Source organism: Lysinibacillus sp. FJAT-14222, assembly GCF_001278875.1.
Lineage (GTDB): Bacteria > Bacillota > Bacilli > Bacillales_A > Planococcaceae > Lysinibacillus > Lysinibacillus agricola.
Genome location: NZ_LIYL01000024.1, coordinates 148,303 through 171,202, shown reverse-complemented (window position 1 = coordinate 171,202; position 22,900 = coordinate 148,303). Strand labels below are relative to the sequence as shown.

Sequence of the window (22,900 nt, the reverse complement as noted above, 5' to 3'; positions counted from 1 at the left end):
ATTATGATGCTAGGAACACAATAATAAGGTCTATTAGTTGGGTATCCACATGGAAATGGATGTCGCGACACTCCTACCGAAAAAGATATAGAACCGATAATAATATGGCATGTACGCGTTAAGGAAGTGATTATTTGAATGAATTAAAAACGGCTATCATCGATATTGGCTCTAACACCATTCGATTAGTATTGCATCGATACGATAAAGAAGAGGGACTTCGTGAGATTGGAAATATTAAAACGGTTGCACGTTTACGTACATATTTACAGCCCTCTGGTGAAATGTCTGAAGAGGGTATACAAGTATTAACAGATACATTATTGACTTTTAAAGCAATGCTTGATGATTTTGAAGTGACTGATGTGAAAGCTGCTGCAACAGCTGCAATCCGTCAGGCGACCAATAAAGCAAAAATAATTGCCTTAATGAAGGATCGGACAGGTATTCAAATAGAGCTTTTAACTGAAGAAGAAGAGGCATATTATGGCTTTGTTGCTGTAGCGCATTCAATAGGCACAAAGTCCGCTGTAACGATCGATATTGGTGGCGGTAGTACAGAAATAACACTTTTTGAAAATAAAGAACTACAGAAATCTCATAGTTTTCCTTTTGGTACAGTTTCTTTAAAGCAACGTTTTGTAAAGGGAGACATTATGAATAGCAGTGAAAAAAAGGAACTCATTGCATTTATTAAAGAACAGTTCAAATCACTTCCCTGGATTCAGGATATCAATTTACCAATTATCGCTATTGGTGGTAGTGCCCGAAATATTGCTCAAATTCATCAACAAAAACATGTATATCCAATCGCAAGTGTACATGGTTACGAAATGACTAAGGAAAATTTAGAAGAGCTCAGTGTATTTTTAGGTAATTTAAGCTTTAATGAGTTGAAACAGTTAGATGGGCTTTCGGCGGATCGTGCCGATATCATTGTCCCTGCATTAGAAGTTTTCAGTGTGTTAATGGAGGTTGTTGGCAGTGAGTTGTTCCAGATAACAAAGAACGGATTGCGTGAGGGACTTATTATACAGCGTATTTTGCAAACAGATGAAAGTGCGTTTGATAAGTACAATGTGTTTGAGGGAAACGCAAGAAGATTGGCTCGTCAGTATGGTCGAACTGAAGAAGAAGTAGACTATTTGAGGAATTTAACGGATCAATTATACCGTGAGTGTTGCCATCTTGGTTATTCACAATATAATCCAAAAGATTTACAATTATTAACGAAAGCGGCGAAAGTTTTTAATATTGGAGAGTATATTGAGTTAAGTTCTGCAAGTCAGCATACTTTTTATTTAATTGCGAACCAATCTATTGATGGGCTGAATCATAAGGAACGTGTGAAATTAGCACTTTTAGCCTCATATAAAAATAAAGATTATTATCAACGATTCGCTGCTCCTTTTACAGAATGGCTGAGTCGTGAGGAGTATCGTAAAATACGAGACTTTGGCGCACTTTTAAAATTTGTCTATGCGTTAAATGTGTCAAAAAGAAAGATTGTACATGCCATTGAGATGCAGACAGAAGAGGATTATGTGCAGCTTAGTATCTATGTAAAAAACAACGCTGCCGCAGAAAAATATCAAGCAAACCGACATAAAAAACATCTAGAACGCGCACTAAAGATACCTATAAAAATAAACTTTATTGAAGAAGGGTTGAACAATTATGACAACTGAAATTACGAATAATCAGTTACAAGAAGAGGAATCAACAGAAACACAAGGTCGATTATTAGAGGAAATTGCCAAGCCGCAATACTATAATAATCGTGAATTAAGCTGGCTAGCCTTCAATGAACGAGTTTTAGAGGAAGCAGAGGATGTTAATAATCCTCTGCTAGAACGTCTAAAATTTTTAGCAATATTTAGTTCGAATTTAGATGAGTTTTTCATGGTACGTGTTGCAGGTCTACAGGATCAGGTACGTGCAGGTTTCCATAAGCCTGAAAATAAGTCGGGCCTAACACCAAAAGAGCAATTAGCGAAAATTGCAGAGCGTACTCAGGCATTAGTGCGCCGTCAAACTGAAGTATACAGACATTTAATATATGATTTATTACCACAACATAATGTACATATAGCAGACATGAAAGACTTAAATAGTACACAAAAAGCGTTTGTCAATGAAATGTTTGCAGAAACAATCTTCCCTGTTTTAACACCCGTAGCTGTAGATGCATATCGTCCTTTCCCAACTTTGTTCAGTAAAACATTAAATTTACTTGTATTATTAGAGCAAGATGAAGCGGATTTAGAGAGTCGTGAAAAAGTAGCGATTGTACAAGTACCATCTGTCTTAGATCGTTATATTAAAGTACCATCAGCAGACGGAGAAACTGTAATTGTCTTATTAGAGGACGTCATTGCAGCGCATATAGAAAAGCTCTTTTATGGATACAGTGTTAAGTCAGCACAGGCTTTCCGTTTGACACGTAATGCTGATTTAACAATTCATGAAGAAGGCGCAAGAGATTTACTTGTAGAAATCGAAAAAGAACTGAAAAAACGTAGATGGGGTTTAGGCAGTCGTCTAGAAGTTCGTGAGGGCGAGATGAGTGAGGAAGTTCTTACATACTTACTAGATGAATTTGAAATTGAAGAAACGGATGTTTTTCATATAGATGGACCGCTAGATTTAACATTTATGTTCTCGTTTGTAAAAGGCATATCTATTGGTCGAGAACATTTAGAATATGAAAGCTTTATCCCGCAGCCACCATTAGATTTGCAATCGGATGAAAATATTTTTGAAAAAGCTCTGCAACAAGATATTTTTTTCCATCACCCATATGAGTCGTTTGTGCCTATCGTAGATTTTATCTCAGAAGCGGCAGTCAATCCGAACGTTTTAGCAATCAAACAAACATTATATCGTGTAAGTGGTAATTCACCCATTATACAAGCATTAAAGTTCGCAGCAGAAAATGGTAAGCAGGTAACAGTTTTAGTTGAATTGAAAGCACGTTTTGATGAAGAAAATAATGTTCATTGGGCAAAGCAACTGGAGCAAGCTGGCTGCCTTGTTATTTACGGTATGAACAATTTAAAAACACACTCGAAAATAACACTTGTTGTAAGTCGTCGAAATGGAAAAATTGAGCGTTTTGTACATCTTGGAACAGGGAATTATAATGATGCAACTGCAAAAATTTATACAGATATGGGTATAATAACGACAGATAAGGAATTTGGCATTGATGCCACTAATTTCTTTAACTATTTAAGTGGTTATACAGAGAAGCCAGCTTTTAATCACTTAGTCGTGGCCCCGTTTGATATTCGAGATGAATTTATCCGGTTAATGGATGAGGAAATTGCTTGTCATAAGAAGCATGGCAATGGTTTTATCCGAGCTAAAATGAATTCACTGACGGACAAAGACTTAATGATGAAGCTATATGAGGCATCCATTGCAGGTGTAAAAGTAGAGCTTATCATTCGTGGTATTTGTTGTATTAGACCAGGTATCCCTGGAATTAGTGAAAACATAACAGTAACAAGTATTGTTGGTCGTTTCCTTGAGCATTCTCGTATTTATTGGTTCCATCATAATGGGGAAAATAAAGTATATTTATCTTCTGCAGATATGATGACTCGTAATATGATTAAACGTGTAGAAATTCTATTCCCTGTATATGCAAGTGAAGCAAAAGCCCGTATTATTAACATCATGAATACACAACTTGAGGATAAAGCAAAAGCTCGTATTCAAGACTCAAATGGAAAATATCATTACAAAGATTTTGATCGTAGTGAAGATCCAATTAATAGTCAGGAAATTTTCTTAAAAGATGCACTTAAACCTACGCTAGACGAAGAATAAAGCAAACACGCTACTTAGTGAGGGATATAATGAAAAAATATAAAGAGAGTGTAGCGCAATTTGCAGACTATCATCAAGTCATACAACTTAATCCATTTGATGCAGTCGTATGTTTGAGAAAAGTTAAAACAAAAGCGTTTGAAATCGTTAACTTTAACGATAAGCTACCGTCATTTATTGAGCTACAGGATGTGAAAGCCACCAATGCAGAACATTTTTTTACGGAGCATTGCTGGCTGCAATTATCGAATATATTACAACAAGAATTGAATATGGACCAAAGGCTAAAAATACGTACTGAACACAAAGTAAAAACATTTTTTGTTCATGTACAGCATTTAGAAAAATCAGTTGTAGCAGTTATTCTACGTGAGAAACAAAATGAAGAGGAACCCTATTTGCAATTTGTGGAACAGCACGTAAGTCCGGTATTAACAACTGATTTACAAGGTCGCATTATTCATCAAAACGTTATTGCCACTTCTCTATTGTCAAACGAGCATCACAGCTTGATAGGACAAAATATTTTTTCATTATTAGAGAGTAAGTATATCAACGAATTTAAATTACTATTTGCAAAAACTGTTGAGGGCTCAGCATTTGGTATGCCAAAATGCTTATTTAAGCGCCAATTGCTAAGTAAAGAACCATTTTATTTAAGAACGCATCCAACGTATTTTAATGGTGAAATTATTGGTGTACATCTATTTGTGAAAGATGCTACTTCATTTATGAATGATCATGAGGCCTTTTATTACCTAGCATTAATGGATGAATTAACGGGTGTTTGGAATCGCAAAGCTTTTAAGGAGCATTGGTTACATCATTTAAATGATAAAAAGCATGGAAAAAAGCAAGCAGCTCTTATTTTAGTGGATATTGATCGCTTTAAAAAGTTTAATGAATCCCTTGGTGAAAGTAAGGGTGATGAACTTATGCGGATGTTTAGTCATAGACTTCGTGAGCTCTGTTACTCCAAATGCTCGCTTTATCGTTATAATAGCGATGAATTTATTTTTGTTCTAAAAGATGCAACCATCAACAAAATTGAACATACGGCTAACGCTATTTTAGACGCACTAAAACAGCCATTCATGATAGATGAGCAGGAATATTTTATAAGCGTGTCGATCGGTATCTCACTTAGTCCTGCAGATGGCAAGGACTTAGAAACACTTGTACGTAAAGCAGATAAAGCATTATTCTCTGTAAAAGAGCATGGGCGATCACACTACCGTTACTATCGTGAAGATATGACAACTATTTTTCCAAATGAGGCATTAATGGAAGCGCATTTACGTCGTGCCATCGAATTTAATGAGCTAAGTATTCATTTACAGCCACAAATGGATTTAACAAATAACAGCATAAATAGCTTCGAGGCATTATTACGATGGAATAATCGCAAATTTGGTTTTGTGTCACCTGCACAGTTTATACCCATTGCAGAGGCATCAGGCTTAATAATTGAAATTGGTGATTGGATTATTGACGAGGTATGTCGCTATCAAAAAGAGTGGCAAATGAAAGGCTATCGACCAGTTCGAATTGCCGTTAATATATCACCAAAACAATTTAGAAAAGAAAACTTCGCTCGGAAAATTAAAGCTGCCTTGAAAAAGTATAATGTGCCACCTGAATTATTAGAGGTTGAAATTACCGAAAGCTCCATGACCAACGTCCATGAAACATTTTCAATATTAACTGAATTGAAGCAGCTAGGTGTTTATGTTTCGGTTGATGATTTTGGAACTGGCTATTCATCTTTAAGCTATTTAAAACGTTATCCGATAGATATCATAAAAATAGATCAATCATTTATTGCGGATATTACAAAAGATGATAAAAATGAGGCCATCATCAAAGCCATTATCTCAATGTCCCATAATTTAGGGTTAGAGGTCGTTGCTGAAGGAATCGAGGAGCCGTCACAGGTCGATTTTCTAAAACGCCATCGATGTCAAAAAGGGCAAGGCTATTTATATAACAAGCCATTACCTGTAGAAACCGTTGTTGAGAAATATTTTGTTAGTTAATGAAAACTGATCAAGTAGCACTTCATTCCGGATTGGATGAAGTGCTATTTTTTTGTAGAGTTTGAGCAAAGTGATTTACTTGAGCGAATGAAGGCGCAATTCGAGTGGGAAAGAAACTCAGCCAAGCGAAAAGTAGAAGAACCCAAGTGCAACCTGATCGGAAAAGGATTCGGCCGGAGCGAACATCAGTGCAACCTGATCGAATAAGGGCAATACCCGATCATTTCACCTGGCCACCCGCTCAAATCAAGGCTTTACCTGATCATTACTTCCGGTTACCTGAGCGAAAGGAGATACAACCGGAGCAGAATATGACTTCACCCGAACGCAAGCAGTTTCCACCTATACACACCCTTCTACAATGAGCTATTTATTTTCTACTTTCAATCCATCTAACACGATAGATGTAAATTGTGCCATCTCAGCAGCTAAATCGAAATTTTCATTATGAATTAACCAATCATAAACATTTGCACGCATACAGCGTTGAATAATTGCTTGAAATTGACTAACCTCCAAATCTTGACGAAACTCTCCAAGTCGAATACCTTCTTCGATATAAGTGTTCATAATTTGGAAAATCATTCGTTGTGGATTTACTAAATAATGATCTTGTTCCACTTGATTTGTCATCGCAGCAGTATAGACTGTTCTCAATAAATCTTTTCCAACAACATTTGTTAAGTACTTCATTTGTTCTTGATAGAGTAATAAAATTTTTTCACTTGCCGGTAAAGTGCGATCAATATTTTTTTCCACAGTGCTATAAAAACTATCAAGCTCTTTAAATTTTTCTAAAATAACATCGTACTTGGACGGGAAGTGGGTGTAAAACGTTCCCTTTGATACATTACATGCTTTAGTAATTTGCTCAACAGATACATGCTCAAATCCATGTTTATTAAATAGGTCTAATGATGTTTTTAGTAATTTTTCCCGTGTTTCTAATGCTTTTAATTGTCGACTAGTTAGTGAATTCATATTTCGATAATTCCTCCAAATTTAAGGCTCATCACCATAACGTGTGGTTGATTTCCGTTCCGACTGGGCGCTTACCTGGGGGCGTCGGGGCAACAAATGTTTTTTGTGCGAAAGCGTAGTGCAACGTAGCGGCAGGATGTTGGTCACGAAGGCGTTATCACAGAACGTGATGCTTTTAGCCTTCGTTCTCCTACTCGCTTCGCTCCAGGGTCTCATTCTGTGACGCTAATCCCCAAGGAGTCGCTCAACCTCCACTCCAATCAGCTTATATACATAGGTGCGTCTTAACAAATGTCATCCATAACTTATGGTGATGAGCCAAATTTAAGTATTTCAAGATATTTTTTTACAAGATTATTCTGAAAATATAAAATATTTTAATTGACGAGATGGATTTATTTTGATTATGATTTAAGTGACCGGAGTCAATGACTGTGGTCAGCTAATAAATCTTGTTATTAATGTTACGATAAAAGAGTAGAGTTGGCTAGTGTTCATCGGATTTTCAAGGAACGGGGGAGGTCAAAATGACGGAGAAATTAGGTTTTATCGGCTTAGGCAATATGGGGTTACCAATGTCGATTAATTTATTAAAGGCAGGCTATAAGGTTTATGGCTTTGACACGAATTCACAAGCAATGGAACAATTTAAAGCAGAAGGTGGAGTTGGACTTGCAACAGCAAGGGAAGTTGCTGAGCAAAGTGATATCATCATGACGAGCTTGCCGACACCACAAATAGTGGGACAAGTGTATAGTTCTGAGCAGGGTATAATGCACCATGCTAAAAAAGGAAGTTTATTAATAGACTTTAGTACGGTAAATCCCGAATTAAATGATTCCTTACATATAGAAGCACAATCATTGGGATTACGTTATCTTGGGGCACCTGTTAGTGGGGGCGTTATAGGGGCTATTCATGCAACACTTACAATCATGGTCGGTGGTGAAAAAGAAGATTATCAAAGTGGGTCTGGAATATTCCGAATAGTCGGAAAAAACGTCTATCATCTCGGTACATCTCCAAGTGTAGGTACACGTATTAAATTACTTAATAATTTAATGATTGGATTCTATACAGAGGCAGTCGCTGAAACAATTGTACTAGGTGAGAAAATGGGTATCCATGCAGATACGCTGTATGACGTATTAAGCAATAGCTATGGTCAAAGCCGTATTTATGAACGTAATTACGTAGAGTATATGAAAAACGAAAACTATCAGCCAGGTTTTTCTACAAATCTATTATTAAAAGATTTGAAGCTAGCGAAAAATATGGCAGAAGAAGCAGGGGTTCCACTTCGAATCGGGGAAAAATTAGTGGATCTATATAGTGATATTTCTCAGCAGGGCTATGGAGAAAATGATATGTCTGCCGCTTATTTAAGTTTAAAAGAAAAATGTAAAATTGAACAATTTTAAAGGAGGACTAGAATTATGACAACAGCACAAGAGGTTAAAACTTTAACGCATTTTATTGGTGGGGAATTAGTAGAAGGGAAAAGTGGACGCTTCGGTTCAGTATTTAACCCAACGACTGGTGAGGTTATTGCCAAGGTTCCACTTGCAACTGTAGAAGAAACTCGAGAGGCTATCGATAAGGCACAGGCGGCATTTCCAAAATGGCGTGATATGTCAGTAGCTAAACGTGCAGAGATTGTATTAAAGTTCCGTAACCTCATTACTGAAAATATGGAGGAGCTTTTACAAATTATTTGTATAGAAAGTGGTAAAACGATTGAGGATGCAAAAGGTGAGATTACACGTGGTTTGGAGTCTGTGGACTTAGCAATCGGTGCACCCCATTTAATGAAAGGTGAGTACTCGGTCAATGTCGGGGGTCAAATTAATGCCTACTCAGCAAAATATCCATTAGGTGTTGTAGCGGCCATTTCGCCATTTAACTTCCCGATTATGGTGCCGTTAGCACAAACAAGTATGGCTATTGCTGTCGGTAATGCAGTTATTTTAAAAGCATCCGAACGAGTTCCTATGACAGCATTATATATTAGTGAGCTTTGGAAAAAGGCTGGATTACCAGATGGAGTTTGGACAGTAGTGAATGGTGATAAAGATGCTGTCAATGAACTTTTAGAAAACCAAATTGTGCAAGCGATTTCATTTGTAGGATCAACGCCAGTTGCTAAATACATTTACGAGACAGGTTCAAAATATGGTAAACGTGTTACAGCACTTGGTGGAGGAAAAAATAATATGGTTGTCATGCCGGACGCAGATCTTGAACAGGTTGCCAGTGCATTTATCGGTGCAGCATATGGAGCGGCCTCTCAACGTTGTATGGCCATTTCTACGATTATGCCTGTTGGAAAGGATACAGCAGATCGTCTTGTTGAAATCTTAAAGGAGAAAATCACTAACTTGAAGGTTGGTTCATATACAAATCCAGAGACAGACTTTGGCCCTGTCATTTCACAGCAATCGAAGGAAGCGATTATTGCTGCTATCGATCGAGGTGAATCTGAAGGTGCAACAGTTATTTGTGATGGTCGAAATCTTGATATTGTGAAAGAGTCAAAAGGATTCTTTGTAGGGCCGACATTGCTAGATAACGTAAAACCAGGCATGGAAATTTATGAACAAGAAATATTCGGTCCAGCTCGTAATGTTGTTCGTGTTGATTCATTGGATGAAGCAATCCAACTTATTAATAAGCATGAGCTTGGAAATGGTGTCACAATCTTTACGAATGATGGCCTAGCAGCACGTAAATTCACAACAGAAATAGATGTTGGCATGGTAGGTGTCAATGTGCCGATTCCAATTCCGGTTGGTTACCATAACTTTGCTGGATTTAAAGGTTCTCGATTTGGAGAAGGGCATATGTTTGGTCCAGATCAGGCACGCTTCTTCACAAAAACAAAAACAATATCAGAGCGTTGGATGACAGGTCAAGCATCGACAGCATCTACGTTTGCATTCCCAAGTAATAACGACTAATACAAATGAAGAGCTGTATTCTTTTGCAGCTCTTTTTTTCTAAAAGCATAAGAGGAGGATGGGGATGTTAGAATACATTGGGCTTTTTGGCAGTTTAGCTTTACTTGTGTATTTAACAATGAAGGGCGTAAATTTACTAATTTCAGCACCATTGACTGCATTGATAGCGGCCGTAACGAATGGTCTAGCATTTTTTCCACAAACAGCTGATGAGAATCAAGCTAACTTCTTAACAAGTTATATGGATGGGTTCACTGGATTCGTAGGTTCATGGTATTTAATGTTCATGGCAGGAGCCATTTTTGGAAAGGTAATGGAAGATACGGGAGCAGCTGATAGTGTTTCTAAATGGATTGTAGAAAAAATTGGAGTGAAATATGCAGCCTTTGCAGTAGTAGCTGCAGCAGCAGTACTAACGTATGGTGGTGTCTCAGTGTTTATCGTAGCCTTTTCTGTCTATCCAATGGCTATCAGTTTATTCAAGCAAGCTAATTTTCCTCGTCGCTTTATTCCTGCTGCACTTGGTTTAGGTTCTGTAACCTTTACGATGACCTCGGCAGGTTCACCGGAAATTCAAAACTGGATTCCTATTCCATACCTTGGTACAACGCCATATGCTGGATGGGCAGTAAGTATAATTGTTGCAATTTTTATGGCTACTGGTGGATCACTATGGCTAAATTGGATGATCAAACGTGCAGTAAAAAATGGAGAGATATTTATAGAACGATCTACTGATCCAGTTGTTGATGAATCTCGTAAGCTTCCAAGTCCAATTTTAAGTATTGTACCACTAGTAGTAGTTTTAGGCATTTCCTTTGTGTTTCACGAATCACTAGGAACTTCAGCCTTAATTGTAGCATTAACGAGCGGATGTATTATGGCTTATCTAGTGAGCTATAAATATTCAAAGTCTGTCGGTGCGACACTAGCAGCTGGTGCTATGGGGGCCGTTGTAGCAATCGCTAATACGGCAGCTGTAGTTGGTTTCGGAGGTGTGGTGAAAGCTACACCATCATTTTTGGCAACTGTTGACGTCATGACTAATATTCCTGGAAGTCCATTAATTGGCGGTGCGTTAGCCATCGCTGTAATAGCAGGTTTAACAGGCTCGGCTTCGGGTGGTCAAACAATTGCATTGCCTTTACTTGCTCCACACTATATTGACATGGGAGTTGATACGGAGGCATTGCACCGTACAATTGCTATTGCATCAGGTTCTCTCGATTCATTGCCACATGGTGGTTATGTAGTAACAACTATCAATTCGGTATGCAATGAAAAGCATAAAGATGCTTATATGCCATTTGGTGCTTTAACTGTCATTATACCTATCATAGGTACGTTAATCGCTATCATATTATTCTCACTAGGAATGTAGGAGGGTATTGCGTGAAAGGAAAAATAGTTTTTATTACTGGAGCAGCCCGTGGTATCGGGTTATCCATGGCACTAGCGTTTGCTGAGCAGGGAGCGAATGTCGTGATAACAGATATTAATGAACAGCTTTTGGCGGAGGCAATTCAACACAATCCGCAATTAACTGCATACACCTGTGATGTTACGAATGAACAGGCAATATGTGATGCGATTGACTTTACAGTTAAAAAGTATAAGACAATAGATATTTTAATTAACAACGCAGGATTTCAGCATGTCTCTCTTATCGAGGATTTCGCGACAGAAATCTTTGAATCCATGCAAAAAGTGATGCTTGTTGCACCTTTTATAGCAATGAAATACGCGTTACCTCATATGAAGAAAAATAAATTTGGACGCATTATTAATATGGCATCTATTAATGGCGTTATTGGGTTTGCAGGTAAAGCTGGATACAATGCAGCCAAACATGGACTTGTCGGTTTAACGAAAGTGGCGGCACTGGAGGTTGCAACTGAAGGGATAACCGTGAATGCCATTTGTCCAGGGTATGTCGATACAGAATTAGTACGTAATCAGTTTACGGATTTGGCAAAGACAAGGGGCATTCAAGTAGAGGAAGTGCTTGAGCAGGTGCTATATCCACTCGTTCCTCAAAAACGCTTACTAGATGTATCGGAAGTTACAGGACTTGCGCTTTATTTAGCTAGTGATATGGCAAAGGGTATAACAGGTCAAGCAATACTTTTGGATGGCGGTTATACAGCACAATAGCTTAGGAGGATTAGATATGATTCAAACAAAAACAATCTATACGGTTCATTCGCCAGGAACGATCGTTTATGGACGAGATTCTTTTGAAGAAGTAGGTGTCCATGCAAAAAAATTGGGGACTAAGGCTCTTATCATTAGTGATCCGATCATGGATAGTTTAGGCTTTGTTAATCAATGTAGCACTTTATTAAGAGCTAGTGGTTTGGAAGCGGTTTCATATTTAGGCGTAACAACGGAACCCGTGGATACTTATGTAGCAGAGGGACTTCATATTTTACAATCTGAGGGTTGCGATATTATTATTTCTGTCGGTGGCGGGAGCTGTATCGATACAGGAAAAGCAATTGCAGTAGTTGCAACGAATGGTGGCTATATTGGCGATTATATGAAAATGGCAAAAATAGCTGAGCAAGTACCGATCCCACATATTGCAATACCGACAACAGCAGGAACTGGCTCAGAAGCAACGGATGCAACCGTCATTACTAACACGAAGAATGAAGTGAAAATGATGATTAAGCAGCCTGCATTTATGCCAAACATAGCAATCATTGATCCAATTTTAACGGTTACATCTCCACCCGCCATTACTGCGGCAACCGGTATTGACGCATTAAGTCACGCTATTGAGAGCTATTTATCACGTTTGGCACATCCTTATTCGAATGTACTTGCATTATCAGCAATGGAGTTAATCGTCAATAATATTTTAAAAGTTTATGAACAAGGTAATGATATTGACGCTCGTGAGGCCATGTCAATAGGCTCAATGCAAGCAGGTCTTTCATTTTCCAATGCTTCTGTTGCTTTAGTACATGGTATGTCTCGTCCAATAGGAGCGCTCTTCCATGTACCACATGGTATTTCAAATGCCATGCTCTTGCCAGCAGTATTAGAATTTTCAAAGGATGCTTGTGTCGATCGACTGGCGGATTTAGGTAAATTTTTCAATAAAGATAATGAGCTGCTATCTCAAGAAGAGCTTGCCGATTTAGCTATTGTTTCAATTAAGAAAATGTGCAAGAAGATGGATATAGGGAATTTGAAACAATTGGGAATTGATGAACAAGCCTTTTACGCAGCTATTCCAAAAATGGCAGCTGATGCAATTGCCAGCGGTAGCCCTGGAAATAATCCTAAGGTACCAACACAGGAAGAGTTAATGGAACTTTATAAAATTGCTTATCATTATGAGTTTTAGGAATTCGAGAAGAAACTGTCTAAAATAGAGTTACCAACCATATGTAATTTGTAAACTATTTTTATTGATTAAATCAATTTATTTGGTTCATCACCAAAAGTTGTGGATGGCGCAAAAGTAGAATACCCGCGGAAGAGAAGCGAATACCCGCGGAAGAGAAGCAAATACCCGCGGAAGAGAAGCGAATACCCGCGGAAGGGAAGCGAATACCCGCGGAAGGGAAGCGAATACCCGCGGAAGAAGAGCAAATACCCGCGGAAGGGAAGAGAATACCCGCGGAAGAGAAGCGAATACCCGCGGAAGAGAAGCAAATACCCGCGGAAGAGAAGCGAATACCCGCGGAAGAAGAGCAAATACCCGCGAAAGAGGAGTGAATACCCGCGAAAGAGAAGCAAATACCCGCGAAAGGGAAGTGAATACCTGCGGGCAAAAATACCCGCGGAAGAGAAGCGAATACCCGCGGAAGAGAAGCAAATACCCGCGGAAGAGAAGCGAATACCCGCGGAAGAAGAGCAAATACCCGCGAAAGAGGAGTGAATACCCGCGAAAGAGAAGCAAATACCCGCGAAAGGGAAGTGAATACCTGCGGGCAAAGGAAGAATACCCGCGGAAGAGAAGCGAATACCTGCGCGAAGGAGGATTCCCGCGGAAGAGAAGCAAATACCCGCGGAAGAAGAGCAAATACCCGCGCAACAAAAAAATCCCCTGAATACATAAATAGTTGTCACCTTTCATCCTTTCGCTACTATACATCGTTTTGCAGAATTAATATGACATATACGAGAAAATATAGTAAAATTTTAAGTGAATCATCATTCATTTTGTGAAGGGGGAAATCTTAAATGTTGCAGGGGAAAACAATTATTATTACGGGTGGATCAAGTGGTATGGGGCTTTATATGGCGAAGCAATTCGTTGCTGAAGGGGCAAATGTTGTCATTACAGGTCGTAACGAGGAGCGATTAGCAGAGGCGAAAGCCTTTATTTTAGAGGCTGGAAAAACGATTGAAACATTTCAAATGGATGTTCGGGTGCCTGAGCATGCAGAGGCAATGCTAGCATTTACTGTTGAAAAGTTTGGACAGGTTGATGGGCTTGTAAATAATGCGGCTGGCAATTTTATAGTGCGTGCAGAGGATTTATCACCAAATGGCTGGAAGGCTGTTGTTGATATTGTGTTAAATGGGACATTCTTCTGTTCTTCAACAGTTGGTAAGTATTGGATTCAAAATAATATTAAAGGATCTATTCTTAATATGGTCGCGACTTACGCTTGGAATGCCGGGGCTGGTGTTATTCATTCAGCAGCAGCTAAAGCAGGCGTATTATCATTAACTAGAACGTTAGCTGTTGAATGGGGAAAACAATATGGGATTCGAGTAAATGCAATTGCACCTGGTCCAATTGAGCGCACTGGTGGTGCAGATAAGCTCTGGGAGTCAGAAGCTGCTGCAGCTCGTACGCTAGACTCTGTCCCGTTAGGTCGAACAGGTACTCCTGAAGAAATAGCTGATTTAGCAACATTTATGATGTCTAATAAGGCAAGCTATATGAACGGTGAATGTGTGACACTTGATGGCGGGCAATGGCTCAATCAATATCCATTCTAAATAAAAAAATTGCATAATGTGGAGCTGGGTTGACGCATACTAAGGCTAAAGAAAGGAGTTTTGCCTATGGGTATGTGGTTAATACCGGCTCTTATTGCCATTACGATTATTTCTGTCATTTCGCTTGTGTCCACGCTGAAAATTGCCAAAATGACGTCTGAACGGAAGTCAGAAAATGATACGCCGATTTCTGAAACAGTTGAAGAATATGCCACAATGCTAAATCCAATTGTTTGGGTATATATCATTTTTTTGCTTTTTTTAGGGATAATGATTTTTTATTACTGGAGTAAGACCGGCTATTAAATAAACATTTTCTTCATTCAGCTTATATTATTGCGAGCAATAAAATGGCTGAATGAAGATATTTCCATTGAGCCCAGGTAAAATAAACTCCCCGTAAATATGTGCACTTTCGATACTTAGTTTTGTTCAAAATGCTAAAATAATTCGTTGCTCTTAAAAAACTCTTCTCGGCCTTGTCGTGGTCATAAAAGGAATAGTTATGATATGATAAAAGGGAAGCATCCTGTTCTGCAAAACGAGGACAGAAAAGGAGAAGAAGTTCATGATTTCAACTAACAGCAAAGACTTATTAGCAATGCCAATTAGTGATTTTATTATTTCATCTGAAAAAGTTGCGCACGTACAAAGTGGAAATAGTGCGGAACATGCACTCCTAGTACTTACACGTACAGGGTATTCGTCGATACCTGTTTTAGATTTGAAATATCGGCTTCAAGGTTTACTAAGCATGAAAATGATTACTGAATCCATTCTTGGACTAGAACATATTGAATATGAAAAGCTACCCGATATTAAAGTGGATACGATTATGGATAAAGATATCGCTGTATTAAAGTTGACGGATACTTTTCAGCGAGCTCTCGACTTAGTTATTAATCACGCCTTTTTATGTGTTGTGGACGATGACGGAACATTTGCGGGAATATTAACGAGACGTGTTATTTTAAAGCAATTGAAAAAATATATTTATCAAAAAGAGTAGTAGTTTAAGAGGGGACTCAGATGAAAATCATGAGGCCCTCTTTGCTTGTATCGGAGGTTTACTGATTAATGGCAACGGAGGCAGAAATTTTAAAAGTACTAGCAGAGGAACGTAATATGCGTAAAGCAGCGGAACGTTTATTTTTATCCCAACCAGCGCTTTCGCAACGGCTGCAAACTATTGAAAAGGACTGGGGCGCGCAGTTATTTATTCGTTCGCAAAAAGGACTTACAGCGACTCCTGCTGGAGAGCTTATAATTGCTTATGCGACTGAAATGCTGAGCAAAAAAGAAGAGATTTTTGAAACAATCCAATCATTAACGACGAAAGTAAACGGGACATTGAAAATTGCCTGTGCTTCGATTGTCGGCCAAAACTGGCTTCCGAAAATATTAAAGGATTTTGTAACGAAATATCCAGAAGCAAAAATCTCTCTTATGACCGGCTGGAGCTCTGAAATTGTAAAAGCACTTTATGAGGGTGAGGCTCATATAGGAATTGTACGTGGGCAGGTTGATTGGAAAGGGGAAAAGATTCACCTTTTTCGTGACACCCTTTATTTAGTAGATAAAGAGCTAAAAACCATTGAAGATGTTCTGACGACAGAGCGACCTTTTATTCAATTTAAAAGTGACTCCAATTACTATCAGGAAATTCAACAATGGTGGCAACAGCATTTCGCTTCAAATCCGAGTAAACAAATTTTAGTTGATCAGATTGAAATTTGTAAGCAAATGGTATTGAACGGTATCGGCTACGCTATTTTACCTTCAATCACTTTAAATGACCACGATGGTATTAATAAAATAGCATTAACTAATAATGAAAAAGAATTTGGTTTAACACGTGATACATGGTTAATAGGCTATGAGTCGTCATTTGAATTACGACAAGTAGAGGCTTTTGTAGAAGTAGTACAAGATCATGCTCGTTGTTTGTTTGATTATACGAAATAAGAATATACCAAGGCAGTCTCAAGTGATTCACTAGGGGCTGCCTTTTTCTAGCCAATTCTTAATCTCACCATAGTGGGGTTGAATTCCGTTCCGACTGACGCTTTGCCGCTGACGCTTCGCCGCAGATAAAACATTGTTGCTGACGCTTCGCTTTCGCACAGATAAAACATTGTTGCTGACGCTTCGCTTTCGCACAGAGCAAAGCTTCCAGGGGACGTTCGATGAGCCGCTTCGCTTACGTGGCTCGTTCCAGTCAACCTATCCACATGACATAGGTTTTAACATAATGTCATCCAACTTTTTAATTTTATCGGAACACTTTCTTTTAATTTTTATCGACAGCCCATTTTACTTTATTATGTCACCCAGTCTCCACTCCAATCAACTTATAAATGCATATTTTAACAAATGTCATCCCGAACTTTGGTAATTAGTTAATTCTTAAGAGTTTATGAATATTCATGAAGATGTCATAAGAAATGGAACGAAATGCAATTTTAATCGTATAATTATTTAACCATCAATTTACAAAAAAAGGGGTTGAGTTTTTGAAAAAAACGAATATAACGGCACTCATACTGCTATTTATGCTTGTTATTAGCTTTATTCTACCTGTGGAGCAGGCAAGTGCAGCAGCTACATTGGATGTTCAGGCTAAGGTAGGGATTGCAGGTAAAGCTAAATCCCAATCAGTTGTGCCACTTCAAGTAACAGTGAAAAATAATGGTGCAGATTTTTCTGGAGATATGGTCATCAATGCCTCCAGTTCCTATGAGGCTGCATCAGCACAAGTGCTTCCAATAGATATAGCGGCAGGAGAAGAAAAAACATTTGATATTTATCTAGAAGGTATCGATAACTATAATTCCTCGAATGCAGATGTGTTTGCGTTTTTTGAAGGAGGCATAGAGAAAGGAAAAAAGGTTGCTTATAACGGAACAAAACAGCTACAAGGTAACCTTTTAGATCCTTCATCAGTATTTATTTATACATTGACAGATAAAAGTGATCGTTTATCGGCATTTTTGAGCTTATCCCAATTAGCTCCTCAAAATAATGTTGAAGTTTTCAATTTAAATCAAATTAAGGACTATACATTACCAGAGAATACAGAAGGATTTGCCATGGCGAATGTTATCGTCATCGATGAAATTGCTATTGCTGATTTATCGCAAAAACAACAAGAGTCTTTACTAAAATGGGTACAGAATGGTGGAACTTTATTATTGGGTGCTGCTGATCAAGTAAATGCAACAGCAGGTATCTTCAAGGATTATTTACCACTTGCATTATCACAACAAATGACATCCGTTTCTGCAGATAGCCTATCAAAATTATCAGGCGGAGGAATTTTTACAAAATCAATTTCTGTTTATTCAGCGACTGAAAACCAAGAAAGTATTCCTGTATTAACAGATAACAATACGATTCTAACATCTAAGAAAAAAGTGGGTAGTGGTGAAATTATTCAAACAGCCTTTTCTTTAGGGGATCAACCACTTGCGTCTATGGATGGCTACGTGGCATTAATATCTAAAATACTGAATATTCAAAGCATTCAACAACAAGGGGTGATGCATGGTCAATCAGCGATAGATAAAATTTATGATATACAGCAAGTAAATGAATTATTCCCATCATTTGAGGTATCTGTAAGCTATATGCTAATTGTTATCATTCTTTATATTGTAATTATCGGACCTGTTCTTTATTTTATCTTAAAGAAAATGGACAAACGTGAGCATGCATGGTGGGTTATTCCTGTCATTTCTATTGTTTTATCGATCGGGTTATTCATTTTTGGGGCTAAAGATCGTATTATCCAACCACAAGTACAACAAGCAGCCTTTTATAAAATAAATGATGATCGTAGTGTAAATGGTTATTATGTAGAATCGATTTTAACAAATCGTAGTGGTGATTTTGTTGTAAACGCAAATAAGGATACTACGGCACTCGCATTACGAAAATATGATCGATTTTCAGGTTCATCGAGGGAATTATATGAATTCTCCTATATTAAGGAGCATTCAAATGGTTCTACGCTAACATTACGCGATTTAAGTTATTGGTCTGTTCAATCCTTTGCAGGGAAAACAGAGGCTCCGAACATCGGTAAGATGGATATTGATATTACTTTAAAAAATGAGAAGCTCTCTGGAACAATTAAAAATAATTTCCCATTTGCTTTAAAAGATGTCACTTTATTCTCTGGTATTAAAGAAATTAGGCTTGGAGATATTGAACCAAATGGAACACTCAAGGTGGATACGGAATTGAAAACTACGGTTCTACAAAGGCCATCTATATTTAATAATTACAATTTTAGTTTTCCAACTAAGAAGCAAGAGATTAATCCTGCTCTTATCGAACGGATTAACAATCAAGCACTTCAGCTTGTAGAAAATGATAAAAAGCCTGTCATTACAGCATGGGCAGACCAAGCAATTGCTGGGGTTGAGCTAGAAACAAGTGCCAATATGTCACCGATTTCATATTTTGTTCAGCCATTTGACGGCAAAGTAGAGCTATCAGGTCCATTTACGATGAAACGCAACAACTTTACGTATTCAGTAAACCCATTATCTTCCAATGCGAATTACAATGAAATTGATGAACAGCTAAATAATTGGTACTTGTCTGACGGTTTATATGAAGTGTCAATTGCAATGCCAGATAATTTTATGAATTTAGTTCAAACATTAAACGAACTGACGATTTCAAATAAGGATGTTAACCGTATGCAGCTATCGATTTGGAATAACGAAACGAAAAAATATGAACCATTCGTAGATGCGAAACAGGTGTTTACAGATAACATTACAAAATATTTCAATAATAATGATGAATTGCTGATTGAGATTAAATTTGGGCCAGATCAAACAGGTGAGCAAACAAAATTACCAGATATAGAGCTGAAGGGAGTGGCGAAATAATGATTGAAATTCGTGATTTAACGAAAAGATATGGCTCCTTTACAGCACTAGATCATTTGAATCTATCATTGGAGGAAGGAGTTGTATTTGGCTTTGTAGGTGCCAATGGAGCGGGTAAGTCGACTACATTCTCGATTTTAGCAACCTTGCTATCTCCAACTTCTGGTGATGCTCTTATAAATGGGAAAAGTGTTATTAAGGAACCAAAGGAAGTTCGAAAACAAATTGGCTATATGCCAGATTTCTTTGGGGTCTATGATCTGCTAAAAGTAGATGAGTACCTAGATTTTTATGGTGCCAGCTACGGCATTGGGGCAGCTGAACGAAAAGTACTTATTCCACAGCTACTAGAGCTCGTAAATTTAACGAATAAACGTCATGAATATGTTGATTTACTGTCACGTGGGATGAAGCAGCGACTATGTTTAGCTCGTGCCCTTATCCATGATCCAAAGGTATTAATTTTAGATGAACCTGCATCAGGTTTAGATCCACGTGCACGAGTAGAGATGCGTGATATTTTACGAAATTTAAAATCCATGGGTAAAACGATTTTAATCTCCTCACATATTTTGCCTGAGCTTGCAGAAATGTGCGATGAAATCGGGGTGATTGATAATGGTAAATTAATCGCTCATGGCAATGTGGCTTCCATTCAAGCACAGCTACAGGGTGAGAAGCGCATCGTGATAAAAGTGACGGATCAATTAAACGAGGTACGTGCATTTTTGGAGGAGGATCCACTGATCTCTTCTATAGATATAATGGATAATCGTTTAGAAATTGCATTTAACTACCGTGGAACAGATGCTGATCAGGTAGCACTATTGAAAAAAGCAATACTTGCGAATTTACCTATTTATGCATTAAGCGAAGAGGAAAAAGATTTAGAGGATGTCTTTATGGCCATTACGAAGGGAGCGGACTATCAATGATGGAACGATTTTATAATCCGGTATTCGTAAAAGAATTGAAGTTACGCTTCCGTTCTTTTAAAAGCTTTTCAGGTTTAATGTTTTATTTAGCGGTTATTTGTATTTTTATCGCAGGATTTTTGCTACTAACAACTGGATTCACAGGCAAGGGTTTCTTTAGACCAGATACAAGCTTTATGATGTTTGCAGTATTAACAATATTACAAATGGCTCTTGTTCTTTTCATTACACCAAGCTTAACTGCTGGTGCAATTAGTAGCGAAAGGGAAAAACAAACATTAAATATTTTACTCACAACGACACAAAGCTCTACTCAGATCGTCATTGGAAAATTATTATCCTCGGTAGCATTTTTAGTATTAATGCTCATCGCAGGGTTACCATTATATAGTTTAGTATTTTTATTTGGTGGCGTATCGCCGTCTCAATTAATTTCGATATTTTTATTTTATTTATTAACAGTTGTAGCAATAGGTAGTATTGGTGTTATGTTTTCAACCGTTACAAAACGAACAATTGTTGCAATGATTAGTACGTATGGTTCGATCATCTTTTTAGGTGGCATTACAGCTTTTTTCTTCTTTTTATCAATGGCCTTCCATCAAATGGGTAATGCCATCGGTACTAGTACTTCTTATATGACTTACTTCTGGGCTTCTATTAACCCAGGTGCATTAATGCTTACGCTTATTTCACCATCTATGGGCGATGCTTTAGCGGAAGTTTCGGGAGTGAAATTACCTGTATGGATTAGTTATTTAATAGCTTATTCACTTATTATTGTTTTTTGTTTAACAATTGCGATTAAAAAATTACGTGCCAATATGAAAAGTAACCGATGAGGAGGAAATCTTATGGAGCGTCGTAAGCAATTACGAAAGTATATTCAACGTGCAAAGACGAGTTTAACAGTAGAAAGAAGTATCCCTATTGCACAGTACGGCTTGTTTTTGGCATTGCTTTCGAGTGCTTCACTTGTCCTCGTCTCAAGATTATTTGTATGGCCTTATTATCGCCAAGTAGCTCTTGCTGTCTTTATCGTTGGCATACTGGCAACAGGGCTGTTTATGTGGTGGAAGCGTACCAAAGAAAAGGAAGCATTGCATACACTGGATGGTTATTTTTCTCACAATGAGCTTGTGACAGCCTTATCGTTCGAGGACGATAAGGACCCACTCGTTCAATCTCTACTAACGAAAGCGATAGAAAACGTTGAAAAGGTGTTTGCTGATTTTAAGACTCGGAAGAAAAATATGTTCCGACCAAAAGCATTGATCGGATTATTTGGAACAGCTATCGTACTGGCAATCCTTTATATGTTCCCAGCAGCTACACAAATTGAAGCAATTGAGGTAGAAAAAGAAAAAACTGTCATCGAGGACGTGAAAAAGGAAGTTGCCAAATTAGAGAAGAAAGCAGAAACAAAAGAAGTGAAAGAGCAATTAAAAGAATTGCAAAATACGTTAAAAGAGGCAGAAACAGCTGAAGAGGCATTACGTGAAGTCGTGAAAAAGCAAAAAGAGCTTGCTTTAAAGGAACAGCAATTAAAAGATAAGCAAACTGCTAGTAAGGATGGCGCTTCTGACGAGAAAGGCTTATCGAAGGAAGAAGTGGGGCAATTGAAGGAGTTGGCCAAAATGCAGCAGGAGCTAACGCAAAATGCCAATGCTACTCAGACAGCTATGAGTAAACTTGGGAAACCCGTAAGCAATACTCTACAAAATGCTATTGCGAGTGCCAATAGTGCCAATAACAATCAGCAAAACAATACTAATTCAAATCAAAATCAAAATTCATCAGCGAATTCACAGCCAAGCAATCAGCAAGATCAAACAGGACAACAAGGCCAAACTAATTCCCAAACTAATTCCCAAAATAATTCACAACAAGCTAGTGGTAATGGCCAGGCACAAGGCTCTAATCAAAGCAAACAACAAGGGCAAGGCAATGGTCAAGGAAATGGCCAAGGAAATGGTAATGGTTCAGGTCAAGGCAATGGTTCAGGTGGTCAAGGTGCAGGCACAGGGCAAGGCAGTCGCGATGTTTTAACGACACCAAATAGAATTGGTGGCTCTAGTCAGACTTCAGTTGATGGCGGAGCATTAGGAGAGGGCTCACATGTATCAGAGCAACAAGGAAATGGCCCCATTACGAAAGGTTCTATCCGCCCATATGAGGAAGTTATAGGTTCCTATAAAGATAGCTATTTAGAAAGCTCGGAGCGTTTACAATTACCGAAGGATTTACAAAATGTCGTGCAATCTTATTTCACGTCAATTGAGTCTCAGTAG

General features: G+C 38.1%; 20 protein-coding genes. 18 read left to right on the top strand and 2 right to left on the bottom strand.

The annotated features are described in order from the left end of the window. Window positions 1-134 precede the first annotated feature (134 nt). The 3 genes from AN161_RS12865 to AN161_RS12855 are packed head-to-tail and all read left to right on the top strand — an operon-like array spanning window position 135 to window position 5,870. Window positions 135-1,688, top strand: coding sequence for a Ppx/GppA family phosphatase (locus AN161_RS12865; RefSeq protein ID WP_053594758.1), 1,554 nt, complete (start codon window positions 135-137; stop codon window positions 1,686-1,688). Further along, entirely contained in the window at window positions 1,678-3,834 is a 2,157-nt protein-coding gene (locus AN161_RS12860; protein WP_053594757.1) for an RNA degradosome polyphosphate kinase, read from the top strand. The genes AN161_RS12865 and AN161_RS12860 overlap by 11 nt, the downstream gene beginning before the upstream one ends. 29 nt (window positions 3,835-3,863) lie before the next feature. Further along, entirely contained in the window at window positions 3,864-5,870 is a 2,007-nt protein-coding gene (locus AN161_RS12855; protein ID WP_053594756.1) for a GGDEF domain-containing phosphodiesterase, read from the top strand. A gap of 366 nt (window positions 5,871-6,236) precedes the next feature. Here AN161_RS12855 and AN161_RS12845 read toward each other — a convergent pair whose 3' ends face one another. Continuing rightward, window positions 6,237-6,851 carry a TetR/AcrR family transcriptional regulator gene (locus AN161_RS12845; RefSeq protein ID WP_053594754.1) on the bottom strand — a complete coding sequence of 205 codons (615 nt, stop codon included), beginning with the start codon at window positions 6,849-6,851 and terminating at the stop codon, window positions 6,237-6,239. Window positions 6,852-7,378: 527 nt separating this feature from the next. Between AN161_RS12845 and AN161_RS12840 the strand changes: the two genes are divergently transcribed. From AN161_RS12840 to AN161_RS12800, 11 genes are all read left to right on the top strand, one after another. Further along, window positions 7,379-8,272, top strand: coding sequence for an NAD(P)-dependent oxidoreductase (locus tag AN161_RS12840; RefSeq protein WP_053594753.1), 894 nt, complete (start codon window positions 7,379-7,381; stop codon window positions 8,270-8,272). Between the two features lie 15 nt (window positions 8,273-8,287). Continuing rightward, window positions 8,288-9,808 (top strand): CoA-acylating methylmalonate-semialdehyde dehydrogenase, encoded by a 1,521-nt coding sequence (locus AN161_RS12835; protein WP_053594752.1) that lies wholly within the window; start codon window positions 8,288-8,290, stop codon window positions 9,806-9,808. 64 nt (window positions 9,809-9,872) lie between these two features. Continuing rightward, on the top strand, window positions 9,873-11,189 hold the full coding sequence (locus tag AN161_RS12830) for a Na+/H+ antiporter NhaC family protein (protein ID WP_053594751.1): 1,317 nt from the start codon (window positions 9,873-9,875) through the stop codon (window positions 11,187-11,189). An 11-nt stretch (window positions 11,190-11,200) separates the two neighbouring features. Next, window positions 11,201-11,962: a 3-hydroxybutyrate dehydrogenase gene (locus tag AN161_RS12825; protein WP_053594750.1), complete on the top strand. Its 762-nt coding sequence runs from the start codon at window positions 11,201-11,203 to the stop codon at window positions 11,960-11,962. A 16-nt stretch (window positions 11,963-11,978) separates the two neighbouring features. Beyond that, window positions 11,979-13,163, top strand: coding sequence for an iron-containing alcohol dehydrogenase (locus AN161_RS12820; protein WP_053594749.1), 1,185 nt, complete (start codon window positions 11,979-11,981; stop codon window positions 13,161-13,163). 102 nt (window positions 13,164-13,265) lie between these two features. Continuing rightward, entirely contained in the window at window positions 13,266-13,700 is a 435-nt protein-coding gene (locus tag AN161_RS28845) for a hypothetical protein (protein WP_143114785.1), read from the top strand. Beyond that, entirely contained in the window at window positions 13,697-13,990 is a 294-nt protein-coding gene (locus AN161_RS29655) for a hypothetical protein (RefSeq protein WP_158003021.1), read from the top strand. Before AN161_RS28845 ends, AN161_RS29655 begins: the two co-directional genes overlap by 4 nt. Before the next feature lie 15 nt (window positions 13,991-14,005). After that, a complete protein-coding gene (gene fadH, locus AN161_RS12815) occupies window positions 14,006-14,773 on the top strand; it encodes a 2,4-dienoyl-CoA reductase (protein ID WP_053594748.1) in 768 nt (255 codons plus the stop codon). Window positions 14,774-14,839: 66 nt separating this feature from the next. Then, window positions 14,840-15,079 carry a hypothetical protein gene (locus AN161_RS12810; protein ID WP_053594747.1) on the top strand — a complete coding sequence of 80 codons (240 nt, stop codon included), beginning with the start codon at window positions 14,840-14,842 and terminating at the stop codon, window positions 15,077-15,079. 262 nt (window positions 15,080-15,341) lie between these two features. After that, the gene (gene cbpB, locus AN161_RS12805) at window positions 15,342-15,782 is read left to right on the top strand and encodes a cyclic-di-AMP-binding protein CbpB (protein WP_053594746.1); all 441 of its coding nucleotides are present in this window, start codon (window positions 15,342-15,344) and stop codon (window positions 15,780-15,782) included. Between the two features lie 68 nt (window positions 15,783-15,850). After that, window positions 15,851-16,738 carry a LysR family transcriptional regulator gene (locus AN161_RS12800; protein ID WP_053594745.1) on the top strand — a complete coding sequence of 296 codons (888 nt, stop codon included), beginning with the start codon at window positions 15,851-15,853 and terminating at the stop codon, window positions 16,736-16,738. Window positions 16,739-16,785: 47 nt separating this feature from the next. Here the strand turns inward: AN161_RS12800 and AN161_RS28840 are convergent, their stop codons facing one another. Further along, window positions 16,786-16,995: a hypothetical protein gene (locus tag AN161_RS28840; protein ID WP_143114782.1), complete on the bottom strand. Its 210-nt coding sequence runs from the start codon at window positions 16,993-16,995 to the stop codon at window positions 16,786-16,788. A gap of 291 nt (window positions 16,996-17,286) precedes the next feature. Between AN161_RS28840 and AN161_RS12795 the strand changes: the two genes are divergently transcribed. From AN161_RS12795 to AN161_RS12780, 4 genes are read left to right on the top strand one after another with little or no spacing between them, the layout of a single operon-like run. Continuing rightward, window positions 17,287-19,674 carry a hypothetical protein gene (locus AN161_RS12795; protein WP_053594744.1) on the top strand — a complete coding sequence of 796 codons (2,388 nt, stop codon included), beginning with the start codon at window positions 17,287-17,289 and terminating at the stop codon, window positions 19,672-19,674. After that, window positions 19,674-20,609, top strand: a complete 936-nt coding sequence (locus AN161_RS12790; RefSeq protein WP_053594743.1) for an ABC transporter ATP-binding protein — start codon at window positions 19,674-19,676, stop codon at window positions 20,607-20,609. Before AN161_RS12795 ends, AN161_RS12790 begins: the two co-directional genes overlap by 1 nt. After that, a complete protein-coding gene (locus tag AN161_RS12785; protein ID WP_053594742.1) occupies window positions 20,606-21,451 on the top strand; it encodes an ABC transporter permease in 846 nt (281 codons plus the stop codon). Before AN161_RS12790 ends, AN161_RS12785 begins: the two co-directional genes overlap by 4 nt. Window positions 21,452-21,463: 12 nt before the next feature. After that, a complete protein-coding gene (locus AN161_RS12780; RefSeq protein ID WP_053594741.1) occupies window positions 21,464-22,900 on the top strand; it encodes a hypothetical protein in 1,437 nt (478 codons plus the stop codon).